Annotated in this window: 19 protein-coding genes and 1 pseudogene; 13 read left to right on the top strand and 7 right to left on the bottom strand. The window is 73.1% G+C overall.

The features are described 5' to 3' along the window. Positions 1–24: 24 nt before the first annotated feature. From MXD61_RS00775 to MXD61_RS00755, 5 genes are all read left to right on the top strand, one after another. Positions 25–759, top strand: coding sequence for a response regulator transcription factor (locus MXD61_RS00775; RefSeq protein WP_308222652.1), 735 nt, complete (start codon positions 25–27; stop codon positions 757–759). Between the two features lie 194 nt (positions 760–953). Then, a complete protein-coding gene (locus MXD61_RS00770) occupies positions 954–2,537 on the top strand; it encodes a HAMP domain-containing sensor histidine kinase (protein ID WP_248810824.1) in 1,584 nt (527 codons plus the stop codon). Between the two features lie 14 nt (positions 2,538–2,551). After that, positions 2,552–4,963: a 4-alpha-glucanotransferase gene (malQ, locus tag MXD61_RS00765; protein WP_374628215.1), complete on the top strand. Its 2,412-nt coding sequence runs from the start codon at positions 2,552–2,554 to the stop codon at positions 4,961–4,963. A 10-nt stretch (positions 4,964–4,973) separates the two neighbouring features. After that, positions 4,974–5,345, top strand: a complete 372-nt coding sequence (locus MXD61_RS00760; RefSeq protein WP_248810771.1) for a hypothetical protein — start codon at positions 4,974–4,976, stop codon at positions 5,343–5,345. Next, complete coding sequence (locus MXD61_RS00755; RefSeq protein ID WP_248810770.1) at positions 5,332–5,775, top strand: DUF5130 family protein; 444 nt, start codon at positions 5,332–5,334, stop codon at positions 5,773–5,775. Before MXD61_RS00760 ends, MXD61_RS00755 begins: the two co-directional genes overlap by 14 nt. An 89-nt stretch (positions 5,776–5,864) precedes the next feature. Here MXD61_RS00755 and pepN read toward each other — a convergent pair whose 3' ends face one another. Further along, complete coding sequence (gene pepN, locus MXD61_RS00750; RefSeq protein WP_248810768.1) at positions 5,865–8,411, bottom strand: aminopeptidase N; 2,547 nt, start codon at positions 8,409–8,411, stop codon at positions 5,865–5,867. 314 nt (positions 8,412–8,725) lie between these two features. On the opposite strand from pepN, the gene MXD61_RS00745 reads away from it, so the two are divergent. Genes MXD61_RS00745 through MXD61_RS00735 form a run of 3 tightly spaced genes read left to right on the top strand, consistent with a single transcriptional unit; the run spans position 8,726 to position 11,323 of the window. After that, on the top strand, positions 8,726–10,183 hold the full coding sequence (locus MXD61_RS00745; RefSeq protein WP_374628212.1) for an AI-2E family transporter: 1,458 nt from the start codon (positions 8,726–8,728) through the stop codon (positions 10,181–10,183). Beyond that, positions 10,180–10,815 carry a disulfide bond formation protein DsbA gene (locus MXD61_RS00740; RefSeq protein ID WP_248810759.1) on the top strand — a complete coding sequence of 212 codons (636 nt, stop codon included), beginning with the start codon at positions 10,180–10,182 and terminating at the stop codon, positions 10,813–10,815. Before MXD61_RS00745 ends, MXD61_RS00740 begins: the two co-directional genes overlap by 4 nt. 19 nt (positions 10,816–10,834) lie before the next feature. Then, a complete protein-coding gene (locus MXD61_RS00735) occupies positions 10,835–11,323 on the top strand; it encodes a ribose-5-phosphate isomerase (RefSeq protein ID WP_163548136.1) in 489 nt (162 codons plus the stop codon). Here the strand turns inward: MXD61_RS00735 and MXD61_RS00730 are convergent. Beyond that, positions 11,266–11,646, bottom strand: coding sequence for a hypothetical protein (locus MXD61_RS00730; RefSeq protein ID WP_248810757.1), 381 nt, complete (start codon positions 11,644–11,646; stop codon positions 11,266–11,268). The two genes, MXD61_RS00735 and MXD61_RS00730, sit on opposite strands and share 58 nt — an antisense overlap. Positions 11,647–12,223: 577 nt before the next feature. On the opposite strand from MXD61_RS00730, the gene MXD61_RS00725 reads away from it, so the two are divergent. The 3 genes and pseudogenes from MXD61_RS00725 (at position 12,224) to MXD61_RS00720 (ending at position 17,369) form a co-directional block, all read left to right on the top strand. Beyond that, complete coding sequence (locus MXD61_RS00725) at positions 12,224–13,198, top strand: glycosyltransferase (RefSeq protein WP_248810755.1); 975 nt, start codon at positions 12,224–12,226, stop codon at positions 13,196–13,198. Positions 13,199–13,314: 116 nt separating this feature from the next. After that, positions 13,315–13,758, top strand: a pseudogene (locus MXD61_RS27435) (alpha-(1->3)-arabinofuranosyltransferase family protein); the annotation flags it as partial. A gap of 218 nt (positions 13,759–13,976) precedes the next feature. Further along, positions 13,977–17,369 (top strand): alpha-(1->3)-arabinofuranosyltransferase family protein, encoded by a 3,393-nt coding sequence (locus tag MXD61_RS00720; protein ID WP_308222651.1) that lies wholly within the window; start codon positions 13,977–13,979, stop codon positions 17,367–17,369. On the opposite strand, the gene MXD61_RS00715 is transcribed toward MXD61_RS00720, so the two are convergent. Beyond that, positions 17,330–18,115, bottom strand: a complete 786-nt coding sequence (locus MXD61_RS00715) for a hypothetical protein (RefSeq protein WP_248810753.1) — start codon at positions 18,113–18,115, stop codon at positions 17,330–17,332. The two genes, MXD61_RS00720 and MXD61_RS00715, sit on opposite strands and share 40 nt — an antisense overlap. A gap of 470 nt (positions 18,116–18,585) precedes the next feature. Between MXD61_RS00715 and MXD61_RS00710 the strand changes: the two genes are divergently transcribed. Beyond that, entirely contained in the window at positions 18,586–20,202 is a 1,617-nt protein-coding gene (locus MXD61_RS00710; protein ID WP_248810751.1) for a condensation domain-containing protein, read from the top strand. 49 nt (positions 20,203–20,251) lie between these two features. On the opposite strand, the gene MXD61_RS00705 is transcribed toward MXD61_RS00710, so the two are convergent. Then, a complete protein-coding gene (locus MXD61_RS00705; RefSeq protein WP_248810749.1) occupies positions 20,252–22,111 on the bottom strand; it encodes a hypothetical protein in 1,860 nt (619 codons plus the stop codon). A gap of 192 nt (positions 22,112–22,303) precedes the next feature. Then, on the bottom strand, positions 22,304–23,854 hold the full coding sequence (locus tag MXD61_RS00700; RefSeq protein ID WP_248810747.1) for a polysaccharide biosynthesis protein: 1,551 nt from the start codon (positions 23,852–23,854) through the stop codon (positions 22,304–22,306). Between the two features lie 102 nt (positions 23,855–23,956). Here MXD61_RS00700 and MXD61_RS00695 point away from each other — a divergent pair, with 102 nt between their 5' ends. After that, the gene (locus MXD61_RS00695) at positions 23,957–25,657 is read left to right on the top strand and encodes a glycosyltransferase family 4 protein (protein WP_248810818.1); all 1,701 of its coding nucleotides are present in this window, start codon (positions 23,957–23,959) and stop codon (positions 25,655–25,657) included. Here MXD61_RS00695 and MXD61_RS28275 read toward each other — a convergent pair. Further along, entirely contained in the window at positions 25,624–26,289 is a 666-nt protein-coding gene (locus tag MXD61_RS28275) for a GNAT family N-acetyltransferase (protein ID WP_308222650.1), read from the bottom strand. The two genes, MXD61_RS00695 and MXD61_RS28275, sit on opposite strands and share 34 nt — an antisense overlap. A gap of 26 nt (positions 26,290–26,315) precedes the next feature. Then, complete coding sequence (locus MXD61_RS00685; RefSeq protein WP_248810745.1) at positions 26,316–26,585, bottom strand: DUF1778 domain-containing protein; 270 nt, start codon at positions 26,583–26,585, stop codon at positions 26,316–26,318. Between the last annotated feature and the right edge of the window lie 165 nt (positions 26,586–26,750).

Raw genomic sequence — 26,750 nt, 5'->3', positions numbered from 1 at the left:
CGCCGCCGGGGCAGACTGGGAACCGTGCGAGTACTGGTGGTCGACGATGACACGGCCGTGCGGGAGTCCCTGGAACGTTCGCTCCGGTTCGAGGGCTATGAGGTGGCGACGGCCGGTGACGGTATCGACGCGCTCGCGGCCGTCCAGCGCGATCAACCCGACATCCTCATCCTCGATGTCATGATGCCCCGGATGGACGGGCTGGAGACCTGCCGCCAGCTGCGGGCACGCGGCGACGACGTGCCGGTGCTCATGCTCACCGCCCGCGACGGCCTCGCCGACCGGGTCAGCGGGCTGGACGTCGGCGCGGACGACTACCTGGTCAAACCGTTCGCCCTCGAGGAGCTGTTCGCCCGGCTCCGGGCGCTGATCCGTCGGGCGGCACTGGCGGCCCGGGCGGCCAGCGTCGCCGGTGGTGCCGGGTCGGGCGGTGGCCTGCCCGGCGCCGTGCTGTCCTACGCCGGGGTCGCGCTCGACCAGGTCAGCCGGCAGGTGCACCGTGGCCAGCGGGAACTGACGCTGACCAAGACCGAGTTCGAGCTGCTCGAGCTCTTCCTCGGGCATCCGCGCCAGGTCCTGTCCCGATCGACGATCATGGAGCGGGTGTGGGGGTACGACTTCGGTCCCACGTCCAACTCGCTTGAGGTCTTCGTGAGCTACCTGCGCCGCAAGCTGGAGGCCGGCGGCGAACCCCGGCTGCTGCACACCGTGCGCGGCGTGGGCTACGTGCTGCGTGAGCCCTCGGGGGACCGTACGTGAGCGCTGCGCCCTCCCCGGGCGCCGTTTCCGCTCCGGCCTGGGGACATCCGATCCCTCCCGGCCAACCCGTCCCCGGGCGTTCGGGTGAGCGCCGGGCCACCCGCCGCTTCGGCGCCGGTCAGCCCTCGACGCTGCGTCCGTCCTCGCCGCTGGGACGCCTCACCCTGCGGGCCCGCCTCGCCCTGCTGGTCGGCATGGCGGTGGCCGCCGCCGTAGCCGTGGTCGCCGGGGTGTCACTCGGCGCGACCAGCATCGTGCTGAACAACGCCATCGACGATCAGCTGGTCGAACAGGCGCAGGCATCGGCGGACACGATCCAGACCAACGCGCTGGGCAGCGGCGTGCAGGCCTTCAGTTTCGGCCTGGAGGGCCAGTTCCTCGACGCCGCCGGCAACCCGCTGGAGAACGCGGTCTCACCGTGGAACAAGGTGCCGATCCCGGTGAACGCCGCCGATGCCGAGGTGGCCCGCCGCGAACGCACCCAGAACCTGCGCACCATCACCGTGGACGGGCAGTCCTACCGGCTGGTCACCGTCCCGCTGCAGCGGCCGGCGGTGGCCGCCGCGCTGCAGCTCGCCCGCCCCACCACCGACGTCGACCGCACGCTGCGTGAACTCGGCCTGGTGCTGCTCGTCGTCGGCGTCGTCGGGGTGGTGGGTTCGGCGCTGGCCGGTCGGATCGTCGCGCGCGCCGCGCTCAAACCCGTCGACGCCGCGGCGGCCGCCGCCGAGGAGGTCGCCCGCACCCAGAACCTCTCCGCCCTGATCCCGGTCATCGGCACCGACGAGATCGCCCGGCTGGCGGAGAGCCTCAACAGCATGCTGCGGGCGCTGGAGGCCTCCCGGGCCCGCCAGCGCCAGCTCGTCGACGATGCCAGCCATGAGCTGCGCACCCCCCTGACCAGCCTGCGCACCAACATCGAGCTGCTGCTGCGCGCCGAGGCCAACCCGCACCGGGCCCTGCCCGTGGCCGACCGCCAGGCCCTGCTGCGTGACGTCGACGCCCAGATGCGTGAGCTGTCCGGTCTGGTCAGTGAGCTCGTCGAACTCGCCCGGGACGAGGTGCCCGCCGATGAGGTCGAACGACTCGACCTGGCCGACATCGTCCGCGCCGCCGCCGAACGCGCCCGTCGGCGCGCCAACGGCAAGGGCATCCTGATCGACGTGGAGATCGGCGACGGAGCCACCGACAGCATCGACGCCACCGACACCTCGGCCGCGGCGGGTGCCGGCCCCATGGTCGGCCTCACCGGTGGGCATGTCGTCAACGGCCGGGCGAACCTGCTGGAACGTGCCGTGACGAACCTGCTGGACAACGCCGTGAAGTTCTCACCCCCGGTGTCGGTGGTACGGATCAGCTGCCACGGCACCGAGGTCACCGTCACCGACGAGGGCCCCGGGATCACCCCGGAGGACCGTGTCCAGGTCTTCGACCGCTTCTACCGGGCCACCTCCGCCCGCGGACTGCCCGGTTCGGGCCTGGGCCTGGCCATCGTCGCCGACGCGGTGGCCACCCACGGTGGCTGGGTGCGGGCCGAGGCCGCACCCAGCGGCGGCGGCGCCCTGCTGCGGATGTGGCTGCCTCCCGCCGAGCCGGCCAGCGCCTTCGACCTCCCGGACGTCTACACCCCGCCCCCGTCCCCGCCGCAGGGCCTGCCCCCGCTCTCCCCGCGCGGCCTGCCCCCCGTCTCCCCGTGGAGCCGACCGGCACTCGAACCACCCCACCCGGGGCGGGGTGAGGACGCGCCCCCGGGACCCGGTCAGAATCCTGCGGTGTGAGCCAAGACGACCGTGTGAGCCCAGCCGACCCCACTCCCCGCCCTGTGCCCGCCGCCCCGCCCGTGCCCGCCGCTGCGCCCGTGCTCGCCGATCCGGCCGCGCTCGCCGATCCGGTGCCCGCGGATCTGGCCGCGTTGGCCGACGCCTGCGGTGTGGCGGTGGGGTACACCGACGCGCTGGACCAGCCGGTACCCATCGCCGCCGACACGGTGCGCGCCGTGCTGGGGCTGCTCGGCATCGACCCGAGCGATCCGGTGGCCGCCCTCGACCGGTTGCACGAGGCCCGGTGGCGCCGCCAGCTGCCGCCCTGCGCCGTGGTGTCCGCGGCGACGCCGGAGCCGGTCACGGTGTACCTGCCGGTCGGTGTCGACGTCCACGCCGAGGTGGAGCTGGAGACCGGCGCGCGGCTGGCGCTGGCCGCCCCCGGTGACCCGCGGGAGCGGCGGGAGCTTGACGGCCAGCCGTGGGTGGCCCGCCCGATCACCCTGCCCGCCGGGCTGCCGCTGGGTGATCACGTCCTGCACGTCACCGTCGCCGGCCAGCCGTCGCGCTGCCCGGTCATCGCCGTGCCGGACGTGCTGCCGGGACCCGAGGCGCTGCGGGCGCGGGGACCGCGCTGGCGGGCCTGGGGCTGGATGATCCAGCTGTACGCGCTGCGTTCGGCGCACGGCTGGGGGATGGGCGACTACGGCGACCTCGGTGAGCTCGCGGCCTGGTCCGGGGCGGCCGGAGCCGACGTGCTGCTGGTCAACCCGCTGCACGCGGCCGCGCCGACCCTCCCGGTCGCCGACTCGCCGTACTCCCCGGTGAGCCGGCGTTTCGCCGCACCGCTGTACCTGCGTCCCGAGGCCACCCGCGAGTACGCCCAGGCCGACGCCGGCACCCGGGCCGCCGTGGACGACCTGGCCGCCCGGGCCCGCCGCGACGGCCGACCCGGCGGCCTGCTCGATCGCGACGTCGTCTGGACGGCCAAGCTCGCAGCCCTCGAGCTGCTGTTCGCCACCACCCGTCCCGCCGGCTCCGCGAACGCCACCACGGCGGAGGCGGCGGACGCCGCGGAGCCGGGGGACGCGGACCTCGCGGACTTCGCCACCTGGTGCGCGCTGGCCGAACGACACGGGTCGGACTGGCGCGGCTGGCCCGCGGAACTCACCCGCCCGGACACCGACGCCGTCGCCGCCGCCCGGGTCGAACTCGCCGACCGGATCGCCTTCCACAGCTGGCTGCAACACCGCTGCGACGAGCAGCTCGCCACCGCGCAGGCCACCGCCCGGGCCGCCGGGATGGCCGCCGGGATCGTGCATGACCTGGCCGTCGGCGTCGACGCGGGGGGCGCCGACGCCTGGGCACTGCAGGACGTGCTCGCCGTGGAAGCCAGCGTCGGCGCGCCGCCGGACTCGTTCAACCAGCAGGGCCAGGACTGGGGGCTGCCACCCTGGCGACCGCAGGCCCTGGCCGAGACCGGGTACGCCCCGCTGCGCGAGATGGTCGCCGCGGTGCTGCGCCGCGGCGGCGGGCTGCGGGTCGACCACATCCTCGGTCTGTTCCGGCTGTGGTGGATTCCGCGGGGTGCCGGTGCGGCCCGCGGCACCTACGTCCGGTATGACGCGAAGGCGATGCTCGGACTCATCGCTCTCGAGGCCACCCGGGCCGACGCCCTCGTCGTCGGCGAGGACCTCGGCACCGTCGAACCCTCGATGGCGACGGCGCTGGACGCGGCCGGCGTGCTCGGCTCCTCGGTGCTGTGGTTCGAGCAGGACGAGGACGGCAACCCGCTGCCCCCCGCCCGGTACCGGGCGGCCACCATGGCCAGCGTCACCACCCACGACCTGCCGACCGCCGCCGGCTACCTCGAAGGCGAACATGTGCGCCTGCGTGCCGGTCTGGGTCTGCTCGGCCGCTCCGAACAGGCCGAGGCCGACGCCTGGCGGCGTGACCGCGACGCCCTGCTCGCCCTGCTGCGCACCGAGGGCCTGCTGGACACCACGGACCCGCTGGACACCACGGACCCGCTGGACACCACGGACCCGCTGGACACCGCGGGTGCGGCGACGCCCGCGTCACCCGGGGTCGGGCAGGCGTTCCCACCTGGCGACCTGGACGCCTATGTGCGGGGAATGCACCGGCTGCTCGTCCGTTCACCCTGCCAGGTCGTGCTCGCCGCGCCCGGCGACGCGCTCGGCGATCGGCACCAGCCGAACCTGCCCGGCACCACCGACGCCTACCCGAACTGGCGGCTGCCGGTGCGTGACGGCGACGGCGTGGAGGTCACCCTCGAACGGCTGCTGGCCGAACCGGCCGTGGCCCGGCTGGGGGCGCTGCTGGGCGAGGTTCGGGCGGACGCGGGTACGGAGAGTCCGAACTCACCCTCCGGTGGGGGCCGGGTGGTACCCCTCTCGGAGGACCCGGGCACCACTTCCCGGTAACCTTCGCTGCGTGACTCCACGTCCAGCGCGGCCCAGGGGCGCCGCCTACCGCCGGGTGCTCACGGTCGCCGGCCTCGCGATGTTCACCGTTCCGGTGTTCGCCGCGACGGCATCAGCCGCGGAGATCGGGACGAAGTACAACCCCGACCCGTTGACCGTTCTGCAGACCTGGGGTGTCTACGGCGGCACCATCGCCGGCGGGTTCCTCATCGCGATCCTGCTGGCCGCCTGGTCAAGCCGGCGCAGCGGCCCGACCCGGTACCGTCCGGGCCAGGCCTGGGAGCACGACGACGTCTGGGTCGGCAGGCGTCCCGAGGAGCTCGAGGGCGCCCGCGAGGAGAAGGCCGTTCCGGGAGCAGGTGGAGCCAGTGGCAACTGGTGAGGCCTTCAGCCCCGAGCAGCTCGAGCGGCTGGACCGGGCGCTCGAGCAGGCCGAGAAGCACAGTGGCATCCCGTTCACGCTGCGGGTCGGCGCCGTGCGTGGTGACATCCGCCTGGCCGCGGAGCGGACCCTGTCCACCCTCGTCGGCGACCCCGCGCGGGACCCGGCCGTCCTGATCGTGGTCTCCCCGGGGCAGCGCGTCGTGCGGATCTCGACCACGCCCGCCGCCCGCAAGCGGATCAGCAACACCGCGTCGAGCCTCGCCTCGCTCGCGATGACGTCCAGTTTCTCCCTCGGCGACCTGGTCGGCGGCCTGACCTCGGGCATCCGCCAGCTCGCCGAGGCCGCCGGCCCCGCCGCCACCACCCCGGCGGCCCTGCGCCCGTCGGCTCCGACCGCCGCCCCGGCTGGCAGCCCCGCCCCGCACTGAACCACACCGCGCTGAGGGGCTCGCGGTGCCCGGCGGTGCCGCCGTCCTGGCCGACGAAGGGAAGCCAGGACGGCGGGCGCGGCCGCCGGCTAACCGGCGGCGATGTCCTTCTGCCGGGCGGCCAGGGCGCGGACCAGGCCGTCGCGGCCCTCGAGCAGGGCTCGGCGCAGCGGCGGGGTCGGGTCGCGTTCGGCCAGGTAGGCGTCGACCTTCGCCACCGTGTCGGGGGAGATGACCGAGGACGGGAACAGCATCTGGCTGATCGTCGCGGCCGTGTCGAAGCTGCGCGAGGACCAGATACCGCCGATCTCGGCGAAGAACCGGTCGACGTAGGGCAGAGTGATCTTCTGCTGGTCGGAGATCCAGAAGCCGCTCATCGTCGCCACCGCCAGGTGGTTCGACAGGTCCGCCGAGTCCATCACCGCGGACCAGGCCGCGGCCTTCGCCTCGGCGGTGGGGCGGGCGGCCCGGGCGGTCGCGGCGCGCTTCTCGCCGGTGGCGGTGCGGTCCCGGGCGAGCTCGGCGTCGATCTCGGCGTCGCCGTAGACGCCCCGGGCGACGAGCTGGATGAGCAGCGTCCAGCGCAGTTCGGTGTCCACGACCAGACCGTCGAGCACCTCGGTGCCCTCGAACAGGGCGCGGACCCGGGCGATCTGCTCGGGGTTCTCCGCCCTGGCGAACGTCGTGGTGAACACCAGCTGCAGGTCGCTGCCCGGTGCGGCGGCCCGGGCGAGCTCCTCGGAGCGTTCGGTGAGCGCGCGTAGCGCCGTGGCGCGGTTCGCCGGGTCACCGTAGGCGTCGATGGTGAGATCGGCCTTGGCGAGCAGCGACTGCACCACACCGATGTCGTCCTCGGCGCTCACCCCGGACAGCACGAGGCGGACGTAGTCGCGGGCGGCGAGTTCCGCGTCGCGGGTCATGTCCCACGCCGCCGCCCAGCACAACGTCCGGGGCAGGCTCTCGGTGAACGACCCGATCGAGTCGATCAGGGTGGTCAGTGACCGCGGGTCGAGACGGACCTTGGCGAAGGTGAGGTCGTCGTCGTTGAGCAGGATCAGATCCGGCTGGCGGGCACCGACGATCTTCGGCACCTCGGTGAGCTCACCGGTGACGTCGAGCTCGATCCGTTCGCGGCGGACCAGCGCGCCGTCGGCGTCCCGATCGTAGAGACCGACGGCCAGCCGGTGCGGACGCAGCGTGCGTGAGGCGGTCGGCGGGGCGCTCGCCGGCTCCTGCACGACGTCGAACGAGGTGAACAGGCCCGAGGAGTCGGTGGAGAACCGCGGGCGCAGCGTGTTGACGCCGGTCGTCTCCAACCAGGCGGCCGACCAGGCGGACAGGTCACGCCCGGAGGCGTTCTCCAGCTCGTCCAGCAGATCCCGCAGGGACGTGTTCGCGTACTCGTAGCGGCGGAAGTACGACCGCAGGCCGGCGAGGAACTCCTCCTGCCCGACCCAGGCGACGAGCTGCTTGAGCACGCTCGCGCCCTTGGCGTAGGTGATGCCGTCGAAGTTGGTGCGCACCGCGTCCATGTCGGGGGCGTCGGCGACGATCGGATGGGTCGAGGAGAGCTGGTCCTGGCGGTACGCCCAGCCCTTCTCGGCGTTGGCGAACGTCGTCCACCCGTTGGTGAACCGGGTGGAGGTGACCTGCGCCAGCACCGACATGTAGGTCGCGAACGACTCGTTCAGCCACAGGTCGTCCCACCAGCGCATGGTGACCAGGTCGCCGAACCACATGTGCGCCATCTCGTGCAGGATCGTCTCGGCGCGGCGCTCACGGCGGGCCTCGGTGACCTTCGCCCGGAAGACGTAGTCCTCCAGGAACGTCACGCAGCCGGCGTTCTCCATCGCGCCCGCGTTGAACTCGGGCACGAACAACTGGTCGTACTTGCCGAACGGGTACCGGTAGTCGAACACCCGGTGGTAGAAGTCGAAGCCGGCCCTGGTGATCTCGAACAGCTCGTCGGGGTCGAGATGTTCGGCCAGCGAACGGCGACAGAACAGCCCCAGGTCGATGCCGTCGTGCTCATCGCGGACCTCGTGGTACGGACCGGCGACCAGCGCCGTGATGTAGGTCGACATCACCGGTGTCTCGAGGAAGCGGATCGTGCGCACCCCGATGGCGGCCTCGGCCGTCGCGGCGACCGCCCCGCCCGAGATCGCCGACCAGTCGGCGGGCACTGTCACCGTCAGGGTGAACGTGGCCTTCAGGTCAGGCTGGTCGAAACAGGCGTACATCCGGTGCGCGTCGTACGTCTCGAACTGGGTGTAGAGGTAGACCGCGTCGTCCACGGGGTCGACGAAGCGGTGCAGCCCCTCACCGGTGCGGGAGTAGACCCCGGTGCCGATGACCCGCAGGTTGTTGGCCTCGGCGAGCCCGTCGAGGCGGATGCGCTCCCCGTCGAAGACGTCGGCCACCGCCAGCGCCCGGCCGTTGAGCACGACCTCGTCGACGCTGGCGGCCGCGAGCTCGATGAACGTCGACGCTCCCGGCTCGGTGCTGGTGAAGATGACCTGGGTCGACGTGCGGAAGTGCTCCGGGCCCGTCGTCAGGTCGAGTTCGACGTCGTAGGACGCCACGTTGAGCAGGCGGGCGCGCTCGCGCGCCTCGTCGCGGGTGAGATTGTTGGGCACCCGGTTCCTCTCAGCTTGCCGCTCGCGCGTCGGCTCGCAGCTAGTTCTTCGGACGTCGACCGGCGCCTGCCGGGACGGCTCACACCGAGGTTCAGTCTCGCACGCCACCGGTGGGCCCGAACCCTGGTGGGAGACCCTCCGTGGTCGGTACACCGCCCGTGACCGTCGTGAATTGTCGGGTTTCGCGGCCCTGCCACTCCCACCGGCGCGGCCGGTACGGCACGATGGCGACATCTCCCGCGTGACGGGCGGGCGTCATCGTCCGCGCGGCGGGTTGGCGGACGTCGCACGGGCGGCGTCGGGAAGGAGCGCGGGTGAGACGGGTCGCTGGGCTGGGTCGAGTGCAGCCGCGGGCCCGCTCCGCCGCGCCAGCCCCCGGCCCGCCCGCCGGTTCGTCACCGGCCGGTTCGCCCGCACCCTCGGCTGGTTCGTCCTCGGCTGGTTCGTCCTCGTCGGCCGGTTCGTCGTCGGCCGGTTCGGCCTCGGCTGGTTCGTCCTCGCGCAAGGGGTTCGTGCCGCGCCGGCTACGGGAGCTGCGGGCCGCGGCGCGCGCGGGGCATCCCGGCGGAGTCTCGCCGGTCCCGGTGCAGTCCGGTCGTTCGGAGGGGCCGGCGCGTGAGCTGTCGACCGCGCAACGGGCCGAGGAGCACATCCCGGTGGCGCTGCGGGTCTCCGCCGGCTGGTCCTGGCGGCTGATCGTCACCGGGGCCGCGATCTGGATCCTGCTGATGGCGGTCGGCCGGGTCCGCCTCGTGGTCATCCCGATCATCGCCGGGCTGCTCATCGCCGCGCTGATCCATCCACTGGCCCATCGTTTCCAGCGGATGGGCATGCCCCGGCTCGGGGCCGCGTTCGCGGCGCTGTTCGTGTTCATCGTGGTGCTCGCCGGGGCGGCGGTGGCGGTCGGGTTCAACGCCGCCAACGAGATTCCGACCGTGTCCGACCAGGTCAGCCAGGGAGTCGAGCAGGTCCGGGGCTACCTGACCGACGGGCCGTTCCACCTGTCGCAGCGCCAGCTCGACGATCTGGTCGACGACATCCGGCGCAACCTCGCGAACAACCGTGGGCGGCTCGTCTCGGGCGTGATCTCGGGGGCGTCGGTCGCCGCGGAGGCGCTCACCAGCCTGCTGGTCGCGTTGTTCTCCACGTTCTTCTTCCTCTACGACGGGGACCGGATCTGGGGCTGGATCGTCACCCGCTTCCCGGCCGGTGCCGAGCAGCGGGTGCGCGGCGCCGGCCGGGAGGCCTGGCTGACGATCACCGGCTACATCCGCGGGACGGTGTTCGTCGCGGCCGTCGACGCGTTCGGGATCGCGATGGGGCTGGTGGGCGTCGGTGTGCCGCTGGTCGCCCCGCTGGCGCTGCTGACGTTCTTCGGTGGCTTCATCCCGATCATCGGGGCCACCGTGGCCGGGGTCGCCGCAGTGCTGGTCACCCTCGTCTCGGGCGGCGTCACCGACGCACTGATCATTCTCGCGGTGGTGCTGGCCGTGCAGCAGATCGAGGGCCATCTGTTGCAGCCGCTGGTGATGCGCCGCGCCGTGCGACTGCATCCACTGGCCATCGTGATCTCGCTGTCCGCCGGTGGTGTGCTCGCCGGCATTCCCGGCGCGATCGCCGCGGTGCCGTTCGTGGCCGTCGTCAACCGGGTCGCCGGCTATCTGGCGGCCAGCGGCGAAACGACGCCACCAGCGGCGGACGGGAATCCGGTGCCATCCGGTCGGGTTGACTCCGACGATCACACTCCGTCAAACGAGGAGACTCGCTCGTGAGTACCGAGAACGTCGCCGGCGCCGACGCCGACATCGTGACCGCCGATCTGTGGTTCGACCCGAGCTGCCCATGGGCGTGGATCACCTCGCGCTGGCTGCTGGAGGTCGAGCGGGTACGGCCCGTCCGCGCCCGCTGGCACGTGATGAGCCTGGCCGTGCTCAACTCCGGCCAGGAGGTGCCCGAGGCGTACCGGGAGGCGATGGCGCAGGCCTGGGGCCCGGTGCGGATCTGCATCGCCGCGGCCGCCAAGCACGGCGAGGACGTCCTCGGTCCGCTGTACACCGCGCTGGGCCGGCGTCGGCACGTGGAGAAGGCCGAGTGGAACGCCGAGACGTTCGCCGCGGCGCTCACCGAGGCGGGCGCCGAGGCGTCGCTGGCCGACGCCGCGACCTCGACCGAGTGGGACGAGGCGCTGCGGGCCAGCCACCACGACGGCATCAGCCGGGTCGGTATGGACGTGGGCACCCCGGTGATCGCCGTCGGCGAGAACGCCTTCTTCGGGCCGGTGATCACGCCGGCACCCAAGGGCGAGTCGGCTGGCCGGCTGTGGGACGGCGTACTGCTGGTGGCCGGCACTCCCGGCTTCTACGAACTCAAGCGCACCCGGGATGTCGGACCGATCTTCACGTGATCGGGCATGATGACGCATCATGCGCGTCCATCTAGGTTCTGATCATGCCGGCTTCCATCTGAAGGCGGCGCTCGCCGAACGCCTGGTGGAACTTGGCCACGCACCCGTTGACCATGGCCCGGTCGAGTACGACCCCGACGACGACTACCCGCCGTTCGTGCTCGCCGCCGCGCAGGCCACGGCGGCCGAACCGGACAGCCTCGGGATCGTCATCGGCGGCTCGGGTAACGGCGAGGCCATCGCGGCGAACAAGGTCGACGGGGTGCGCGCCGCGCTGGTCTGGAGCGAGCAGACCGCGACGCTTGGCCGTCAGCACAACGACGCCAACGTGCTGAGCATCGGCGCGCGGATGCACACCGTCCCCGAGGCCGTCGGCTTCGTCGAGGTCTTCCTGTCCACCCCGTTCAGCGCCGAACAGCGTCACACCCGTCGGCTGCGGATGCTGTCGAACTACGAGCGCACCGGCGAGATCCCCGCCGTCCCCGACGCGGCGTCGCCCGCGTCCTGAACCCGCGGCTCCGGCCGGGCCGGTTCACCCGGCCGGAGCGCACGGTTCGCGACCCGGCCGGGTGGGCGTAGCACCAGGGTGCGTTCGGCTTCGGCGAGGTCCTCGTCGGTGGGCTGGGCCACGTCACGGGCCCGCATCGCGACCAGCGGCGGCAGGTGGGTGCGGCCCGAGCCGACCAGACCCCGCAACGGCGCGTCCGGATCGGCGGCCCCACCGCGGGAGCCGCCGGAGCCGCTGGTGCCACCGAAACCGCTGCTACCGCTGGTGGAGCTGGCATCGTTGGTGGAGTCGTGGGGGCCGCTGGGACGGACGCTGCGGGCCATACCTCGAGCGTAGCGACCGGTCCCGGAATCCGCGGCGGAGCGGGTATTCGGACCGGCGCGGACCGTGCCCGCCGGCGGCGGGGATTCGGTGTCGGGTAGATCATTCTATTGTTGGTGGCCGTGGCGGGTGACTGTCGTCGGACGCTCTCCCACGGTGGTCGGATGAGATTGACCTGGCGTTCGTAGTTCTTGTTGCTCTCCTTATTGTGTTGCCGGAGATTTTCCGTTGCCGGCCGTCGGTGGATGGATACCGTCCGCTATTAGACGGCGGAGTGTGCTCTCCTTCTGGTTCCCGGTGTCACTTCCCCGGGACGCGATACCGGTCGACGTCGGCCGCGAAGGTCTCCGTATGCTTGTTGCTGCCATGAGATCGTGAATGGCCACCCGCTTGTAGCACGTAGGTGGTGCTTCGCAAAGTTCATGGTGTGATCACTGCGTGGGAGGCTATGGATGAATACATTGACTTCCATCGCGAACGAGCTGAAACTATGCGCTGATCTCGACCGGCCGCTCATAGCTGCGACGCCCCGGCCAGCGTCCGTGACCGGAACCGCCGTCGAAGCCTAGGAGCTGACTCGTGGACAGCGTGCCCGTGAGCGCCTTCGTGCCTGTGAGCGTCATCATTCCGGCCTACAACGAGGCACTGCGGCTGCCCGGGGCGCTGCCGGAGATCGTAGCCATGATGGGCCGGACACCCGGTGCCGAAGTGATCGTGGTCGACGACGGCAGCACGGACGGCACCGCCGCGGTCGCGGAGAAACTGCTGGCCGGGCTGCCGGGTGGCCGGGTGCTGCGGTTGCCCTGGAACTCGGGTAAGGGGGCCGCCGTGCGGGTCGGTGTGTCCGCCGCCCACGGCGAGTCCATCGCCTTCCTCGACGCCGACGGCGCCTCCGACATCGACGATCTGCCGCTGCTGCTCGCCGCGCTGGAACACGCCGAGGTCGCGCTCGGCTCGCGGCGCATCGGCGGGCGGGCGGTGCGCAGCAGCGGGCGTCGGGTCGGCAGCTGGGCGTTCAACCAGATCACCCGCTCGCTGGCCAGCCTGGATGTCGCCGACACCCAGTGTGGTTTCAAGGCCTTTCGGGGCCCGGAGGCCAAGCTGCTGTTCAGCCTCGCCCGGTCCTCGGGGTTCGGCTTCGACGTCGAGGTGCTCTCGATCGCCCGGTCCATGGGCTATCGCATCGCCGAGGTGCCGGTGACATGGGCGGAGATGCCCGGCGGCACGTTCCGGGTCGGTCGGCACACCCCCGCCATGCTCGTCGACGTCGTACGCGCCCGGCGTTACCTGGGTCGCGCCGCTCCCAGCGTGGTCACGCCCGCGCACACCCCGATCGGCGCGGCACCCTCGAGCGTGTCGCCGTCGGTCACCGCCGCGCCGGGCACCCCGCCGGTGTCGCCGGCCGTCGTGTCGGCGTCCTCGCTGCCGGTACAGGGGGCCGCCACACGGGTGTCGGCTCGCCCGCCGCTGTCGCCGCCACGCCGGCCCCTTCCGTCCTCGGTCACACCGTTTCCGCTGGCCGCGGCCGCGGAGCCGGAGGCCGCTGCCCGGTAGACACCGGCTTCGGGCACCGTGGGTAGGGTCGGCGTACCTCACATCCGGCCTTGGAGTCGAAGATCCGTTCCTCCGTCGTCAGTCCCCCCGCGCCAGTCACCGGACCACCCGCCCGCGTGTCGACCCCGCCGCCGCGGGACGCACGCACATCCCGGTGGCCACTGCTCGGGATCGCCATCGGCTTCTCGGCGCTCTACCTTCTGCAGGCGCCCGGCACACTGACCGCGGACACCAAGCTCGACGTCCCGCTGGACCCGTGGGGCTTCATGGGTCGGGCGACCCACCTGTGGAACTCGCTGGCCGAGTTCGGCTACCTGCCGAACCAGTACGTCGGGTACCTGTTCCCGATGGGACCCTTCTTCGGGCTCGGCCACCTCCTCGGTGTGCCCCCGTGGATCTCCCAGCGGCTGTGGATGGCCCTGCTGCTGACCGTCTCGACCTGGGGGGTCGTGCGGCTGGCGGACGCGCTGCGCCTCGGAATACCGGTGACCAGGATCATCGCCGGGCTCGCCTACACACTGTCACCGATGTTCCTGGGCAAGATCGGGGCCACGTCGGTGGCGCTGGCCGGCGCGGCGATGCTGCCGTGGATCACGCTGCCGCTGATCCTCGCCCTGCGCCCCGACGGCGCGCTCGGCGCCGACACCGGCACCGCCGCCGCCCCTCCCGCCGGCGGCGGGGGCGGGGCGGGCGGGGCCGCCCCGCGGGGGGCGCCCCCGGGGGGGGGCGGGGGGGGGGGCGGGGGCGGGGGGGGGGGGCGGGGGGGCCGGGACTGGCCGTGCTGTGTACCGGTGGCACCAACGCCACCGTCACGTTGTGTGTGCTGCTCTGCCCCGGGGTGGTGCTGCTGTTCGCCGGTGGTTCCCGGCGTGCCTGGGCGCTGCGGGCCTGGTGGGTCCTGTCGCTCGTGCTCGCCACCGCCTGGTGGGTGCTGGCGCTGGCGGTGCAGGGCCGCTACGGCCTGAACTTCCTGCCCTACACCGAGACGGCGGCGACGACGACCGCGACCACCTCGGTCGCCGAGGCGCTGCGTGGCGCCACCGACTGGCTGGCCTACCTGCAGCTGCCCCGGCCGTGGCTGCCCGCCGCGACCGAGTACATCTCCCGGCCGGTGCCGATCCTCGGGTCCGCCGCGGTCGTCGCGATCGGGCTGTGGGGCCTTGCCCGGCCGGACCTGCCCGCCCGTCGCCTCCTGCTGGTCACGCTCGCCGTGGGCACGGTGTCGGTGTCTGCCGCCTACCCCGGCGACCCGGGTGGGCCGCTGGCCGGACCGCTGCGCGACCTGCTCGGTGACCAGCTCGGCTTCCTGCGCAACGTCTACAAGTTCCAGCCGGTGGTGCGCCTGCCGATCGCCCTCGGCGTCGCCCACGCTCTGACCGTCCTGCCCCGTGGGTCGGCCCGGTACCGCCGGCTGTTCGCCGCGCGGGGCTGGCCGCGGGCGGGGTACCACGGGGTGGCCAGTGCGACGGCGGTGCTCACGGCGGCCGCGCTGGTCTGTGGCATCACCCCGGCGCTGTCCGGACGGGCACTGCAACCCCGCCCGTTCACCCAGGTGCCGGACTACTGGGTGCAGGCCGCGGACTGGCTCGCCGACAACCCGGACGGCGGACACACGCTCGTCCTGCCCGCCTCGCCGTTCGCGGAGTACTCGTGGGGACGGCCGCTGGACGAGCCGTTGCAGTGGCTCGCGAAGAGCCCCTGGGGGGTCCGCAGCCTCATCCCGCTCGGCGGGGTGGGCATCACCCGACTGATGGACGGCATCGAACAGGAACTCGCCACCGGCTCCGCCCCGGGCCTGAACAGTGCGCTCGCCCGGGCCGGCATCGGCCAGATCCTGTTGCGCAACGACCTGGAGCAGAAGGACTGGGACGTGCCGCCGTCCACCGACGAGCTGCACCGGGCACTGGAGTCGTCCGGGCTGACCCGGTCGGCGTCGTTCGGGCCGCGGGTGCGCGCGCGAGCCTCGGCGAAGGAACGGCTCGTCCCGGATCTGCGCGATCCGAGCACGACCGTGCCGGCGCTGGAGGTGTGGACGGTGCCGGGCGGAACGTCACTGGTGGGGTCCTACCCGGCCGACAGTGCCGTCGTCGTCTCCGGTGGCCCGGAGGCCACGGTGCAGCTCGCCGCCCAGGGCCTGCTCAGCCCGGACCGTGCCGCCGTGCTCGCCGGTGACCTCGCCGCCCCCGCCAACACCACCGCGCCGTCCACCAGCCCGGCGGCGATCAAGGTCGCGCCGGACGAGGTGATCGGCCCGCGAACGGCCTGGTTCGACACCGACACCCTGACCCGTCGGGACAGCATCTACGGCATCGTGCACGACGCGAGCTCCTACCTGCTCGGCCCGACGGGCAACGCCGTCGGCCGCTCCGGCCAGCCCAGCCAGTGGGCCGAGGACGACGTGGCCGGCCACCAGACCGTCGCCGGCTACGCCGACGGCAGATCGGTCACCGCCTCCTCCTACGGCTATGACCTGCTCGCCGCCCCGGACCTGGCGCCACCGGCCGCGGTCGACGGCTACCCCGCGACGGCCTGGACCGTGCTGCGCACCGCCGGGTCCGGCACCCAGGGCCAGTGGATCCAGCTCGACGTCGGACGGCGGATGTCGGTGCCCTACATCGACATCCAGCTGCAGTCGGAGGGCGCCTGGCGGCCGCGGGTGCGGGCGATGCGGGTGACCACCGAGACGGGTTCGGTCGTGACCGAGGTGTCCCCGGTGGAGGCCACGCAGCGTCTGGCCGTCCCACCGGGGGAGAGCCGCTGGTACCGGCTGACCTTCGACCGGGTCGACCCCGAAGGCCCGGACACCCTCGGTGGTGGCCTGCGGGAGATCAGCGTCCCGGGTGTCACCTTCACGCACTACGCACAGCTGCCCGACGACGTCAGCGGCCTGTTCAGCGGTGCCGACCGTGGTCACATCGCCTATTCGATGGTCCGTGAGCGGGTGGACCCGGCGCAGCCGTTCGGCGGCTCCGAGGAGCTGGTGCTCTCGCGCCGCTTCGAGGTCCCCACCCGGATGGACGTCGTCGTCGCCGGCAGCGCCAGCTTCCTGCCGCCACCGCGGGGCACCCCGGCGGCGGACGACAGCCCGCTGCTCGTCGACTGCGGCAGCGGCCCGAGCCTGGTCGTCGACGGCCAGCGCTACCCGCTGCGGATCACCGGACGCAACAGTGACGTGACCGCCGTCCGACCCGTGCAGGTGTCGCTGTGCACCGACGGCAGCCGCCTGACCCTCACCCCCGGCTCCCACCTGGTGACCGTCGACCAGGGCACCACCTCCATCCTGGTCGACTCGCTGAGCATCGTCGGGCCCGGCCGGGAACCCGCCCTCGCCGCCGCGCGGACCACCACCGTCGGCGCGTGGAACGCCGAACACCGCACCGTCACGATCGGCGCCGGCAGCCGGGCGTTCCTGTCCGTGCGGGAGAACGCGAACGCCTCCTGGACGGCGAAGCTCAACGGTGCCACCCTCGTCCCCCTGCGGTTGGACGGCTGGCAGCAGGGTTGGATCGTGCCGGCCGGCGCGGGCGGCACGATCGTCATCGAGAACGCCGCGGGCGAGGAGTACCGGCGCAATCTCCTCATCGGGCTGGTGGGCATCCTCGTACTGGTGGTCCTCGCCGTGGTGCCGCGGTGGCCCGGCCGGCGCCGGGGTCGTCCCGACCGGCGCGACACCCCGCTGATGCCCTGGCTGGCCCGGATTCCCGGTGTGTCCCCGGGGTCGGACGCGGTGTCGGGCCCCACGCGGCCCCGGTTGCCGGCGCGGTTGGCCTGGGTCGGACTCGCGACGCTCGCGGTCGTGCTGGTGGCCGGCCCGGTCGCACTGGCCGTGCCCGTGCTGGTGGTGATCGCACGGCGCTGGCCGACGGTGCCGGCCTGGATCGCCGGCGCCACGATGGCCGGTGCCGGGATCGCCGTCGCCGTCGCCCCGAACAGCACACCCGGCTCCGGCCAGGGTGCCTTCGGCGCCGCCACCCAGGTTCTCGGCGCGCTCGCGCTCGCCGCCGTCCTCGCCACGCTGGTGTCCTGGTGCTGGAACCGTCCGCTTGCCGGTCCGGATGTGCCTGGGCGAGAGGGACCTGGGAGAGAGGGACCTGAGCGGGATGTGCCTGGGTCGGATGTGCCCGGGGCGGCTCAGATCGGGCCGTCGCCGTCTGTCGCGCCGTCCGTGTGATCGGTGCCGGCCCGCTCGGTGCTGGTCGGGTCGGTGCTGGTCGGGTCGGTGCTCGGTGGCCGGACGTCCAGGCCGTTGCGGGGCGGGTGGCCAAGGCAGCGGGCGGCGCGTCCGGCGGCTCGGGCGTTGCGCCACCGGCGCGGCAGGTGGAGCTGGTCGAGCAGCGACGGACCCGCGAACTCACGGTCGAAGTCGGCGGCCAGCAGCGTCCAGTCCTCGGTGTAGCGCGGACCGTCCACGTCCGTCGACAGATGAAAGCCCATCACCCGCAGCTCACGCTGGCTGGCCGGGCGGGCAGACCACCCGGCCAGCAGGGGCGCCGCGGCGGGCACGGCCGAGGCGGTGGTGGCGAACTCGGCCGCCGGGTCGAGGCCCACCTGGCCGGCGGCGTGCCACAGCGGAGCGAAGGCCGCGGCGTCGTCGCGGCGGGCGGTACCGCGCAGGGCGGCCAGGGCCATGGCGCACACCCCGAGGCGCAGCAGCTCCGGATCGGTGCGCCGGAGCGCGCACGACGCCATCCGCACGGCGAACGTCCGCAGCGTCTCCGCCTCCACGTCCGGGCGGATCAGCTCGAGCAGCTGGCCGAGGCCGCCGGTGCGGCCAGCCTTGCGCAGCAGGGCGACGATGGCGACGTCACGCTCGTCCGGGATCGGGCGGGTCGCGTACCGCCGGGTTCGGCCGCCGGTCAGGCAGACCAGGTCCGCGAGTTCGAGGCGCTGCGATCCGGGTGTCCCGTCATCGGACATACCACTCCTTCGCCGCCGCACCAGCTCCGTCCGGACCCAGGCGCATCCGTCAACCCTGTGACCATCCTCTCATTTCTGTCGAAAAATAACCAGTCTTGTACGCTGCGTAATCAGCGGGGGATGGCCGGGTGTGGGTGCGGGGTAGGGCGCGGGTGATGGTGGCCGCCGTCGCCGGCGCGGGGTCTGCCTGCGGCGACGTGACGGGGGTGGGTGGGGCCCGTACGCTCCGATCAAGGCCGGCCACCGGCGATTGTGAGTCACCTCGGAGCAGGCGGCGGGCGTCGCCTCGTAGCCGGTGGTGGTGAACCGATGCGGGAATCGTGGCGGCGCGGCGACCCGATCGCCTGATCGGGCTTACCGGCGGTGCGGCCGGGACTTTCCCGCTGGTTAGGCTTGAAAGCTGCGACTGCATGGCGATCAGCGCGCCGTGCTGGATGTGCGAGCTACGGGAGAGAGGCCGGCCGACAAGGATGGGATGGGCGCACGAGAGCGGAGCCGCCACTTCGCCGATTCCGGATCGAGTCCTGACTCCCGGCGAGCAGATTCTCGCCGCCTCCGATCGGGCGAGCGCACCCCTGACCTGTGGGCTGCTCGTCCAGACCGATGGCCAGCTTGATCCCCGCCGGTTGCGCGCCGCGGTCTGGACGGTCATGCGCCGCCATCCGATGACGCGCGCGGTGCTCTACGGCTCCCGCCAGCACGCCTGGCGCTTCGTCGCCGAGCCGACCAGCGACCCGTTCGGCTTCGTCGACGACGGCACCGAGGCCTGGCGGGTGCACGAGGTGCTCGCCTCGGCACCGTTCGACCTGCGCCGCTTCCCGCCGCTGCGGGTCGTCCTCGTCCGCCAGCCCGGTGGTGATCATCTCAGCGTGGTCGCCCATCACCTGGCCCTCGACGGGCTGCGCCTGACCAGGCTCGCCACCGAGATCCTCGCCGTGTACCGCCAGTCACCGGGGGAGTGGGGGCTTCCGGGTGCCTTCGGCGCGGCCGGTGGTGACGGCGAGCTACGGGGGATGCCGGCCGGTGTGGGGCCGGTGGTGCGGACCGCGCCGTCGCCGTGGGCCACGATGGCGCGGCGCTCGGGGCGCTACGTCGTTCCCCTGGCCGCCGGGCGCGGTGAGGGCTACGGCTTTCACCCCATGGTGCTGGCGCTGCCCACCGGCGATCGCACCCTGGCCGACGGGCGCCGGATGACCATCAACGACCTTCTGCTCGCGGCGGCGCATCTGGCCATCGACCGGTGGAACACCCGCCGCGGCGGGCAGACCGGCTGCCTGCGGATTCGGATGCCCATCGACCTGGCCACCGCGGCCGGGCCGGCCACCACCGCGGCCCCCGCCCCGGCCAGCACCGCGACCATGGCCGCGGCCACCGAGATGCAGGGCAACCACACCGGTCAGGCGCTCATCATCAGCGAGGCGGCCGACCGGCGTGACCCGGCGCGGCTCGCCGCCCGGGTCGTCGACCAGACCGTCGAGGCCAAGGGTGCGATCCCGCCGCCGGTGCCGGGTGTGTCCGGGGCGCTCGGTGTCGCGATGGCCCGCTACGTTCCCGGTCCGTGGCGCAGCGGCCTGCTGCGCATCGGGGTCGCCGCCGCGCGGCCGCTGCTGGCACCTACCGCCGCGGTCAGCAACCTGGGTCGTCATGACGACGTGGCCGGTCCGGTCGGCGGCTCCGGCGAACGCGGTCGCTACCTCGTCGCCGTCGGCGACGCGGGGCGGGCGGCGCTGCCCGGTCCCGCGGTGACCGCCGCCTACTTCACCGGGACCGCGGGCATGCCCCAGGGGCTGTTCCTCGGCGTGATGAGCATCGGCGGCGCCCTCAACGTCACGGTCTGCTATCACCGGCAGATGTTCGGGCCGGAATCCGTACCGGCGTTCGCCGACCTGTTCCGGGCCGCCTACCTCGAGGTGGGCGACCCGACGGGGAGCGCGGCGGCGGCGCCCGCAGGGGTGTGCCCGCCCTCCCCGTCGCCGTCGAGGTCGGGCCGCTCCCGCGGCGCCTCGGCAAACGGCGCCTCGGCAAACGGCGCCTCCGTCCGCCGGTTGCCGCGAACAACACCACGCGGCGCCGTTCCGACCCCCTGACGCCGGCCGGCCCGACCATCGAGACGGCCCAGTGGTCGGCCGGCAGGACTCAGTGGTCGGCGAGCAGAACGTCCAGGTCGACGCGCAGCAGCCACTGGTCCAGCTTGAACGGCGGGTAGGGCCAGGTCAGGCCGTCGAGAACCATCTGGTTCACCGGCAGCCACAGGATGCGCCGGGACGCGTCGACCGCGCCGCGGCGGACCCCGACATACCGGGTCGACGGTCCGCGTAGGCGGGACAGACCCACGTCGATGGGACGGTCGGTCCGGAAGGTCATCTGGTTGCCCCGTCCGGAGGGGCGGATCACCTGCACCAGACCGTCGAGGCCGGCCAGCAGGATCGCCCCGGTGGTCGGATCGAGGGTCACGCTGCGCACCAGGCCACCCTGATCGGTGCCGACCACCAGGTAGTCGGGTGGGTTGGCGATGCCCCAGCTGTCCACCGGCCAGTTCCCGGTCGCCGGGCTGCGGGTCACCAGGCCCCGTTCGCGCCCGAGCTTCGGGTAGACGGCCAGGGTCTCGGCGGTCAGACCGTCGCGCCTGGTCCGGGCGATGTAGAGGGTGCCGTCGCCGTCGAAGACCGCCGACTCCATCCGCGAGCCGTCCTGTGCGGCCCGCACCGCGGTGCTACGCGGGGAGATCGTCCCCTGGGACTCGTTGTAGGAGAACTCCTGGATGGGGAACGGCTGCGTGCTGTAGTCAAGCCCGCGGGCGTCGCTGATCAGGACGAACCGCTCGTCGTCCGGTTCGCTGGTCGGGTCGACGCTGATCTCGCGCGGATTGACCACGACCTCGATGCCCAGCGGTCGCACCTGCGGGTACTGCCAGAAGGCGCGGACCCGACCGGTGGGGTCGATGACCAGCAGGGAGCCGTTGTCCGTGCCGCCGGCGCCGGTACCCAGGTACTGGGCGATGACCAGATGGCCGCTGCGCGGCAGGCGGGCGATCGACGCCGGCCCACGCGGGGAGCGCGGCTCCAGCGCGGACAAGGTCGGGAAGGCCCTGGCGGCGATGTTGGGCTGGGCGGACGCTGCCAGCTCCGCCGCGGTGTGCGAGGCGGTCGGGTCGTAGACCCAGCGCCCGGAGTCGCGGTCCTTGCGTAGCGAACCGATGCTCGGCAGTTCCCCGCCGGCGCGGACATCCCAGCCGTAGAACGGCATCAGCGAGGTGAACATGACCCGCTGCTCGTCGTCGTTTCCGGGTACGACGAGAACATCGGACGTGTCACCGCCGCCGACACCGCGATAGCCCGGATCGAAACGGGGCAGTGAGGTGCGGCCCCGACTGGAGGGAATGACCAGGCGGGTGAAACGCTGCGCCTCGGGCTCGAAGATCTCGAGTTCCATGTCGGTGCCGGTGAGCTTGGACTGGTCGTCGGTGAACGGCGTTGTGGAGATGAACACCGTGCCGTCCTCGGCGACGGCCGACATGAAAGCGGCCTGCCCGGGGCCGAAACCCCAACCGGGAATGTCGACGGTGCGCACCGCCGAGCCGGGTGAGCCGAGGTCGTTGAAACTGTCCGGTGCGCCGTAGATGGTCAGCAGGTCCCGCGGTACCTCGCTCACCGCGCCGGCCGGTTCCGACGGCCCCGCCGTCACCCCGCCGACCGGTGCCGACGGCCGGGTGGCGGGCAGACCGCCGCGCGTCGCGCCGTCCGAGGACAGCAGCCGCCCGGCCAGCAGGCCACCCGCCGCCGCCGCGCCGAGCCCCAGACCGGTGCCCAGCAGCCGCCGGCGGGTCACCGGGCCCTGGGTACGCCCACCCGACCGGCCGGCGTCGCCAGGACCACGACCGGTGTCGCCGTCGGCCGTGCCGCCGGCATCACCGCCGGGCTCGGAGCCGGATGACGACTCGTGCTCCTGGCGGCCGGGCTCACCGCTGTCGGTGCCCGAGCGAATCCTGACTGGCATGTGCGGCGGCCTCCGCCTCTCGACGCTGGTGGGGGCTTCCACACCGATGGAAAGGGAGCCCATCGAGTAGAACGACGGTACCGGACCGACCCATCCGGCATATCGGGCGTAGGGCAAAGGCCCACGCCCATTCGGGGCAGCCGAAACGGGTTGACCGGTGCCTTTTACCCTGGCCCGCAATCGGTCAGTCCTTCAGACCGCCGCCGGAAATCCGCCGTCCGTTGCCTGCCGGCGAACGTCGGCGGCCTGCCGGGCGGCGGCCTCCTGGCGATCGGTGTGATGCAGCTGCACGACGAGCAGGCCGACGGCCACCGCGGTGACGAGTTCGGTGACCAGTGCCGCGACCGCCGTCGGCATCGCAGCGCCGCCGGCGGAGACCAGCGCGCCGGCGGTGGCCACCGTGGCCACCGCGAGCACGGCCACCACCCGGCGCACGCCCGCCCCGAGCAGATAGGTGGTGAACATCAGGGTGACGGCCAGCAGCGTCATCGACAGCGCCAACACCCACAGCGCGCCGGACGCGTCGGTCAGATGGGCGCCGAACACCAGCCCGATCAGCCAGTGCGCGCCGACCAGACCGATGGCGGCCAGCAGCAGCCCGGGTGTGACCACGAAGACGAGCGCGATCGCGAGGGTCCCGCCGGCCGGACGACCTTCCTTGCGCCGCCGTGCCGCCTCGGGCAGCAGGAAGTTGGCCACCGCGAGCCCGATGAACACCGGAACCTTGCAGGCCGTCGAGATCGCCGCGTAGCCACCGACACCGGCCGACCCCAGCCAGCCGACGATCACCACGTCCATGTTCTGCAGCAGCGCCAGCGGGACGAGAGCGCCCAGTGCCACTGTCGTGTCCGCGATGACGCTCTGGCGGGCGCTGGGCCGCGGCGCCGGGATCGGCACCGGGATCGGTCCGGTGGCCGGCGGCAGCCCATCCTCGAGCAGCAGTGGCACCGCGACCCCGGCCGGCTGCCCCTGGCCCGCCGACGCCCGTCCTGACTCCTGCGCCACCGACAGTTCCCGTGCCACCGACAGTTCCCGTGCCGCTGTCAGTTCCCGTGCCGCGGTCAGGGACGCATCCGCCGGCGGGTCCTGGCCCGCGGCGGTGGATGCGGAGAGCCGGGGCAGCCGGGGCGTGCGGTTGACCGCCCAGCGGCCATGCTCGGACCCGACCAGCACGCCGATGACGATGCCCAGGCCCGCGCCGTTGACGCCCATCCCGGCGACCACGAACAGGATCACCAGGCCGATCCGGACGAACCCCTCGACCACGAAGTTCACCGCGAGCCGCTGGTAGGCCCCGCGTGCCTGGATGAGGCCCCGCTCGACGCACAGCAGCGTCCACAGCGCCGCGCCGATCGTCGCCTCGGCGATCGCCACCGGATGGGGGTAGGACATCAGCGCCGCCGCCGGCCGGGACAGCACGAGCGCCGCGAGCGTCGCGACGGCGATGCCAAGACCACACGCACCGCGCAGCCGACGGATCCAGTACCACTGCTCGCGCCGTGACTCACCGGTACCGGATGTCTCGTGGTGCACGACCCCGATGAGCAACGCGTTCCCGGCGACAGACAAGATCAGAAAAATGCTGACCTGCACCGATACGGCGCCGTAGGCGTCCGAATCCAGCGAGCGCGCCACGATCAGGTTCATCAGCAGGTTGCAGCCGTTGACGAGCATTCCGGCCACCGCCAGCGACGCCGGACCAGCGAGCAGGCCGGTCACGGCCGCTCGCGAGGGCTTCGCCATCGGTCTCCCATCAGGCGCAGGACATGGATTTCTCCGGCATCGGTAGGTTGCAGGCGAACATGCTAAGCCCTGCCCCTTCGCCCGAGAGGAACGCCACTGGTGATGGGAAGCCCGCACGCGCCGCGTTCCGGCGCATCCGACCCGAGCCGGTACCTGCCCAGTCTCGCAGGGCGGCACGTGGTGTTCCTCAACTGGCGCGACCGCGCGCACCCCCAGGCCGGCGGCGCCGAGCTGTTCTGCGAGTCCGTCGCCGAACGGTTCGCGGCCGCCGGCGTACGGGTGACCCTGCTGACCTCACGGGTGAGCCCGGACGGTGCACCCCCGGCGGCCGCGGCGCAGGTCGTGGCCGGCGTCGACGTACGTCGCGGTGGTGGCACCTTCGGGGTGTATCCGTCGGTGCTGGCCCGGTTGGCGAGTATCAGCCGCGCCGGGCACCGGGTCGACGCGGTGGTCGACTGCCAGAACGGAATCCCGTTCTTCAGTCCGCTGGTCCTCAGCGGGCAGACGCCGGTGGTGCAGGTACTGCACCACGTCCACCAGAAACAGTTCCCGTTGTACTTTCCGGGTCCGGTGGCCCGGATCGGGCAGTTGCTCGAGGCACCCGGGAGCCGGCTGGTCTACCGCCGTCGGCCGTCGGTCGTCGTCTCGCCGTCCACCCGGGAGGAGGCCCGCGCTGTCCTGGGCCTGCCCGGCCCCCGCTACCTGGTCCCCAACGGGGTCACCGCGGCCACGGTGTCGAGCTCGCCGCAGGAGGTGGGCCCCGCGGCCACGCCGACGATCGTCTGTGTCGGACGGCTGGTCCCACACAAACGCCTGCATCTGCTGCTGGACGCGCTGCCGGCGCTGCGGGAGGCCCATCCCGGCCTGGTGGTGCACATCGTCGGTGACGGACCTGACCGTGAGCGCCTGACGGCGCACGCGGTCAGCCTCGGCCTGAGCGCCCCCGCCGTGGCGGCGGGCGACCCGGGCGCCCCGTCCGGCCCGTCCGGCCCGTCCGCGGCGCAGGTGGTGCACTGGCATGGCCAGGTCGCGGCGCGGGTGCGGGATCGGCTGCTGGCCTCGGCCTGGCTGACGGTCAACCCCTCGCACGGGGAGGGCTGGGGTCTGTCGGTGCTGGAGGCCGCGGCGCTGGGGGTGCCCGCGGTCGCCTTCCGGGTGCCCGGGCTGCGCGATGCCGTCCGCGATGGCACGACCGGCTGGCTGGTGCGCGACGGCGAGCCGCTGGGCCCCGCGATCGACGCCGGCCTGCGGCTGCTCGCCGAGCCGGCCGCCGCGGCGGATCTGCGCGCCGCGGCGCGGGCCTGGGCGGCCGGTTTCACCTGGGACGCCAGCGCCGAACTGCTCGCCCGGGTGGTCAGCGCCGAGATCGACCGGTTCACCGGCCCCACCGTCGACGCCCGGTCGCGGGCCCGGGAACGACGCCGGATCGACGACGATCTCACCCACGCCACGTTCACCCTGCCTGTGCACGCCGGCCTGCCGGCCCTGCGCCGTACGGACCTGGTCTACCGTCCGGATCCGGCCGGTGAGCAGGTCGTCGCCGTCCTCTACGGGGCCGACGCACGGCAGACGCGGACCGCCCTCGAACGGATGGGCGTCACCGCGGCACCCGACTCCGGTGGACTGCGCCTTCGTCCTGGCACCGGTACCGACCTGCTGCTCGCCGCGGGCCAGGCCACGGCGAACCCGGTCTCGCCAGCCAGCCCCGCCCCGCCAGCCACAGCAGCCGCGGCCACGGGCGGCGCGGATGGTGTCTTCGCCCCGGGCGATCAGCCGGCGGCGGCTCGTAGCGCAAGGGCGTGAAGGTAGGGGTCGAAGCGGGTCGGACGGAAGCCGAGGTGGTGGTAGAACGCCGCCCCGGCGGCGTGCGGGGTGTGGGCCAGCAGCACGGGCAGGCCGACCATCCGGTGCACGGTGAGGGAACGCATCACGGCGTCGCGCACGAGGCGGGCGCCGACACCGCGACCGGCGTACCGCAGGTCCACCGCGAGCCGGCCGACGAACATCGCCGGCACCGGCTCGGTCGGGCGCCGGGAGCGGCGGCGCGACCCGGGGACGCGTTCGACGGCGGCGGTCGCCAGGCAGTAGTAGCCGGCGATCCGCCCGCCCGCATCGCCCGGCACCTCGCCGCCCGGCGGCGGATGGCCCGCTCCCTCGGTGCCCGCGCCGTCGGCTCCGGGCCGCTGCGCCCGCGGTCCGTCGAGAACCGATCCCGCGGCGGTGAGGTCCGGGTCGCTCGGTCGCTCGCCACCGGGGGTGTCGGAGTCGCCTCGACCCGCCAGTGGACGATCGATGATCACGAAGGTGTTCGTGGTGCGGTCATGCTGATGATCGAGCGCGTGGTGGCGTAGCCAGGCGTCCAGCGGATCATCCCCGCAGCTGAAGGTGTTGCGGTCCATGCTCTCGAGCAGGGCGGTCGGCTTGGCCAACGGCACGGAGACGGTCCTTCCGGGCGGGGTGGTTATTCGGCGCCCGGTTCGTCGTCGAGCAGGCGACGCAGCCGGGTGGCGTCACTGGGCGGTGACTCCAGCAGGGCCTCGAACGCGCTCCAGTCCGTGTCGGGGACACGGAACAGGCGCCGGTCGGCGAGGACCTCACGGGCGTAGCGCTTCATCGCCTCGACGGCGAAGCTCTCCAGCGACAGACCTTCGCCCTCCGCGGCGTCGCGGATGGTACGGGCCTCGTCCGTGGGTAGCACCACGGTCAGTCTGTCATCCCTGGTGGCACTCATCTTCGCAGTCTGCTCCCCGCGCGTACGTACCGGCCCGCCGGGTGTGGTGTGCCGCCCGGAGGTGCGCCGGTGCTTCGATGTACCCGGCGCCGGCCAGAACCCCAGGGCACCGAACCGGGTGCCCTGGGTGCCCCACGCCGTCACCATCATCCATCCTGACAGAAG

Source organism: Frankia sp. AgPm24, from assembly GCF_023243055.1.
GTDB classification, from domain to species: domain Bacteria; phylum Actinomycetota; class Actinomycetes; order Frankiales; family Frankiaceae; genus Frankia; species Frankia umida.
The sequence above is the reverse complement of the archived record's forward strand: the minus strand, read 5'-3'. Positions and strand labels throughout refer to the sequence as shown.

Bases quoted from the DNA above. Each gene is read 5' to 3' on its own strand.
- MXD61_RS00705 (WP_248810749.1), bottom strand. From the start codon at position 22,111: ATGCCAGTCAGGATTCGCTCGGGCACCGACAGCGGTGAGCCCGGCCGC.
- MXD61_RS00685 (WP_248810745.1), bottom strand. From the start codon at position 26,585: ATGAGTGCCACCAGGGATGACAGACTGACCGTGGTGCTACCCACGGAC.
- MXD61_RS00715 (WP_248810753.1), bottom strand. From the start codon at position 18,115: ATGTCCGATGACGGGACACCCGGATCGCAGCGCCTCGAACTCGCGGAC.
- MXD61_RS00710 (WP_248810751.1), top strand. From the start codon at position 18,586: ATGGGATGGGCGCACGAGAGCGGAGCCGCCACTTCGCCGATTCCGGAT.
- MXD61_RS00730 (WP_248810757.1), bottom strand. From the start codon at position 11,646: ATGGCCCGCAGCGTCCGTCCCAGCGGCCCCCACGACTCCACCAACGAT.
- MXD61_RS00695 (WP_248810818.1), top strand. From the start codon at position 23,957: ATGGGAAGCCCGCACGCGCCGCGTTCCGGCGCATCCGACCCGAGCCGG.
- MXD61_RS00700 (WP_248810747.1), bottom strand. From the start codon at position 23,854: ATGGCGAAGCCCTCGCGAGCGGCCGTGACCGGCCTGCTCGCTGGTCCG.
- MXD61_RS00770 (WP_248810824.1), top strand. From the start codon at position 954: ATGGCGGTGGCCGCCGCCGTAGCCGTGGTCGCCGGGGTGTCACTCGGC.
- MXD61_RS00735 (WP_163548136.1), top strand. From the start codon at position 10,835: ATGCGCGTCCATCTAGGTTCTGATCATGCCGGCTTCCATCTGAAGGCG.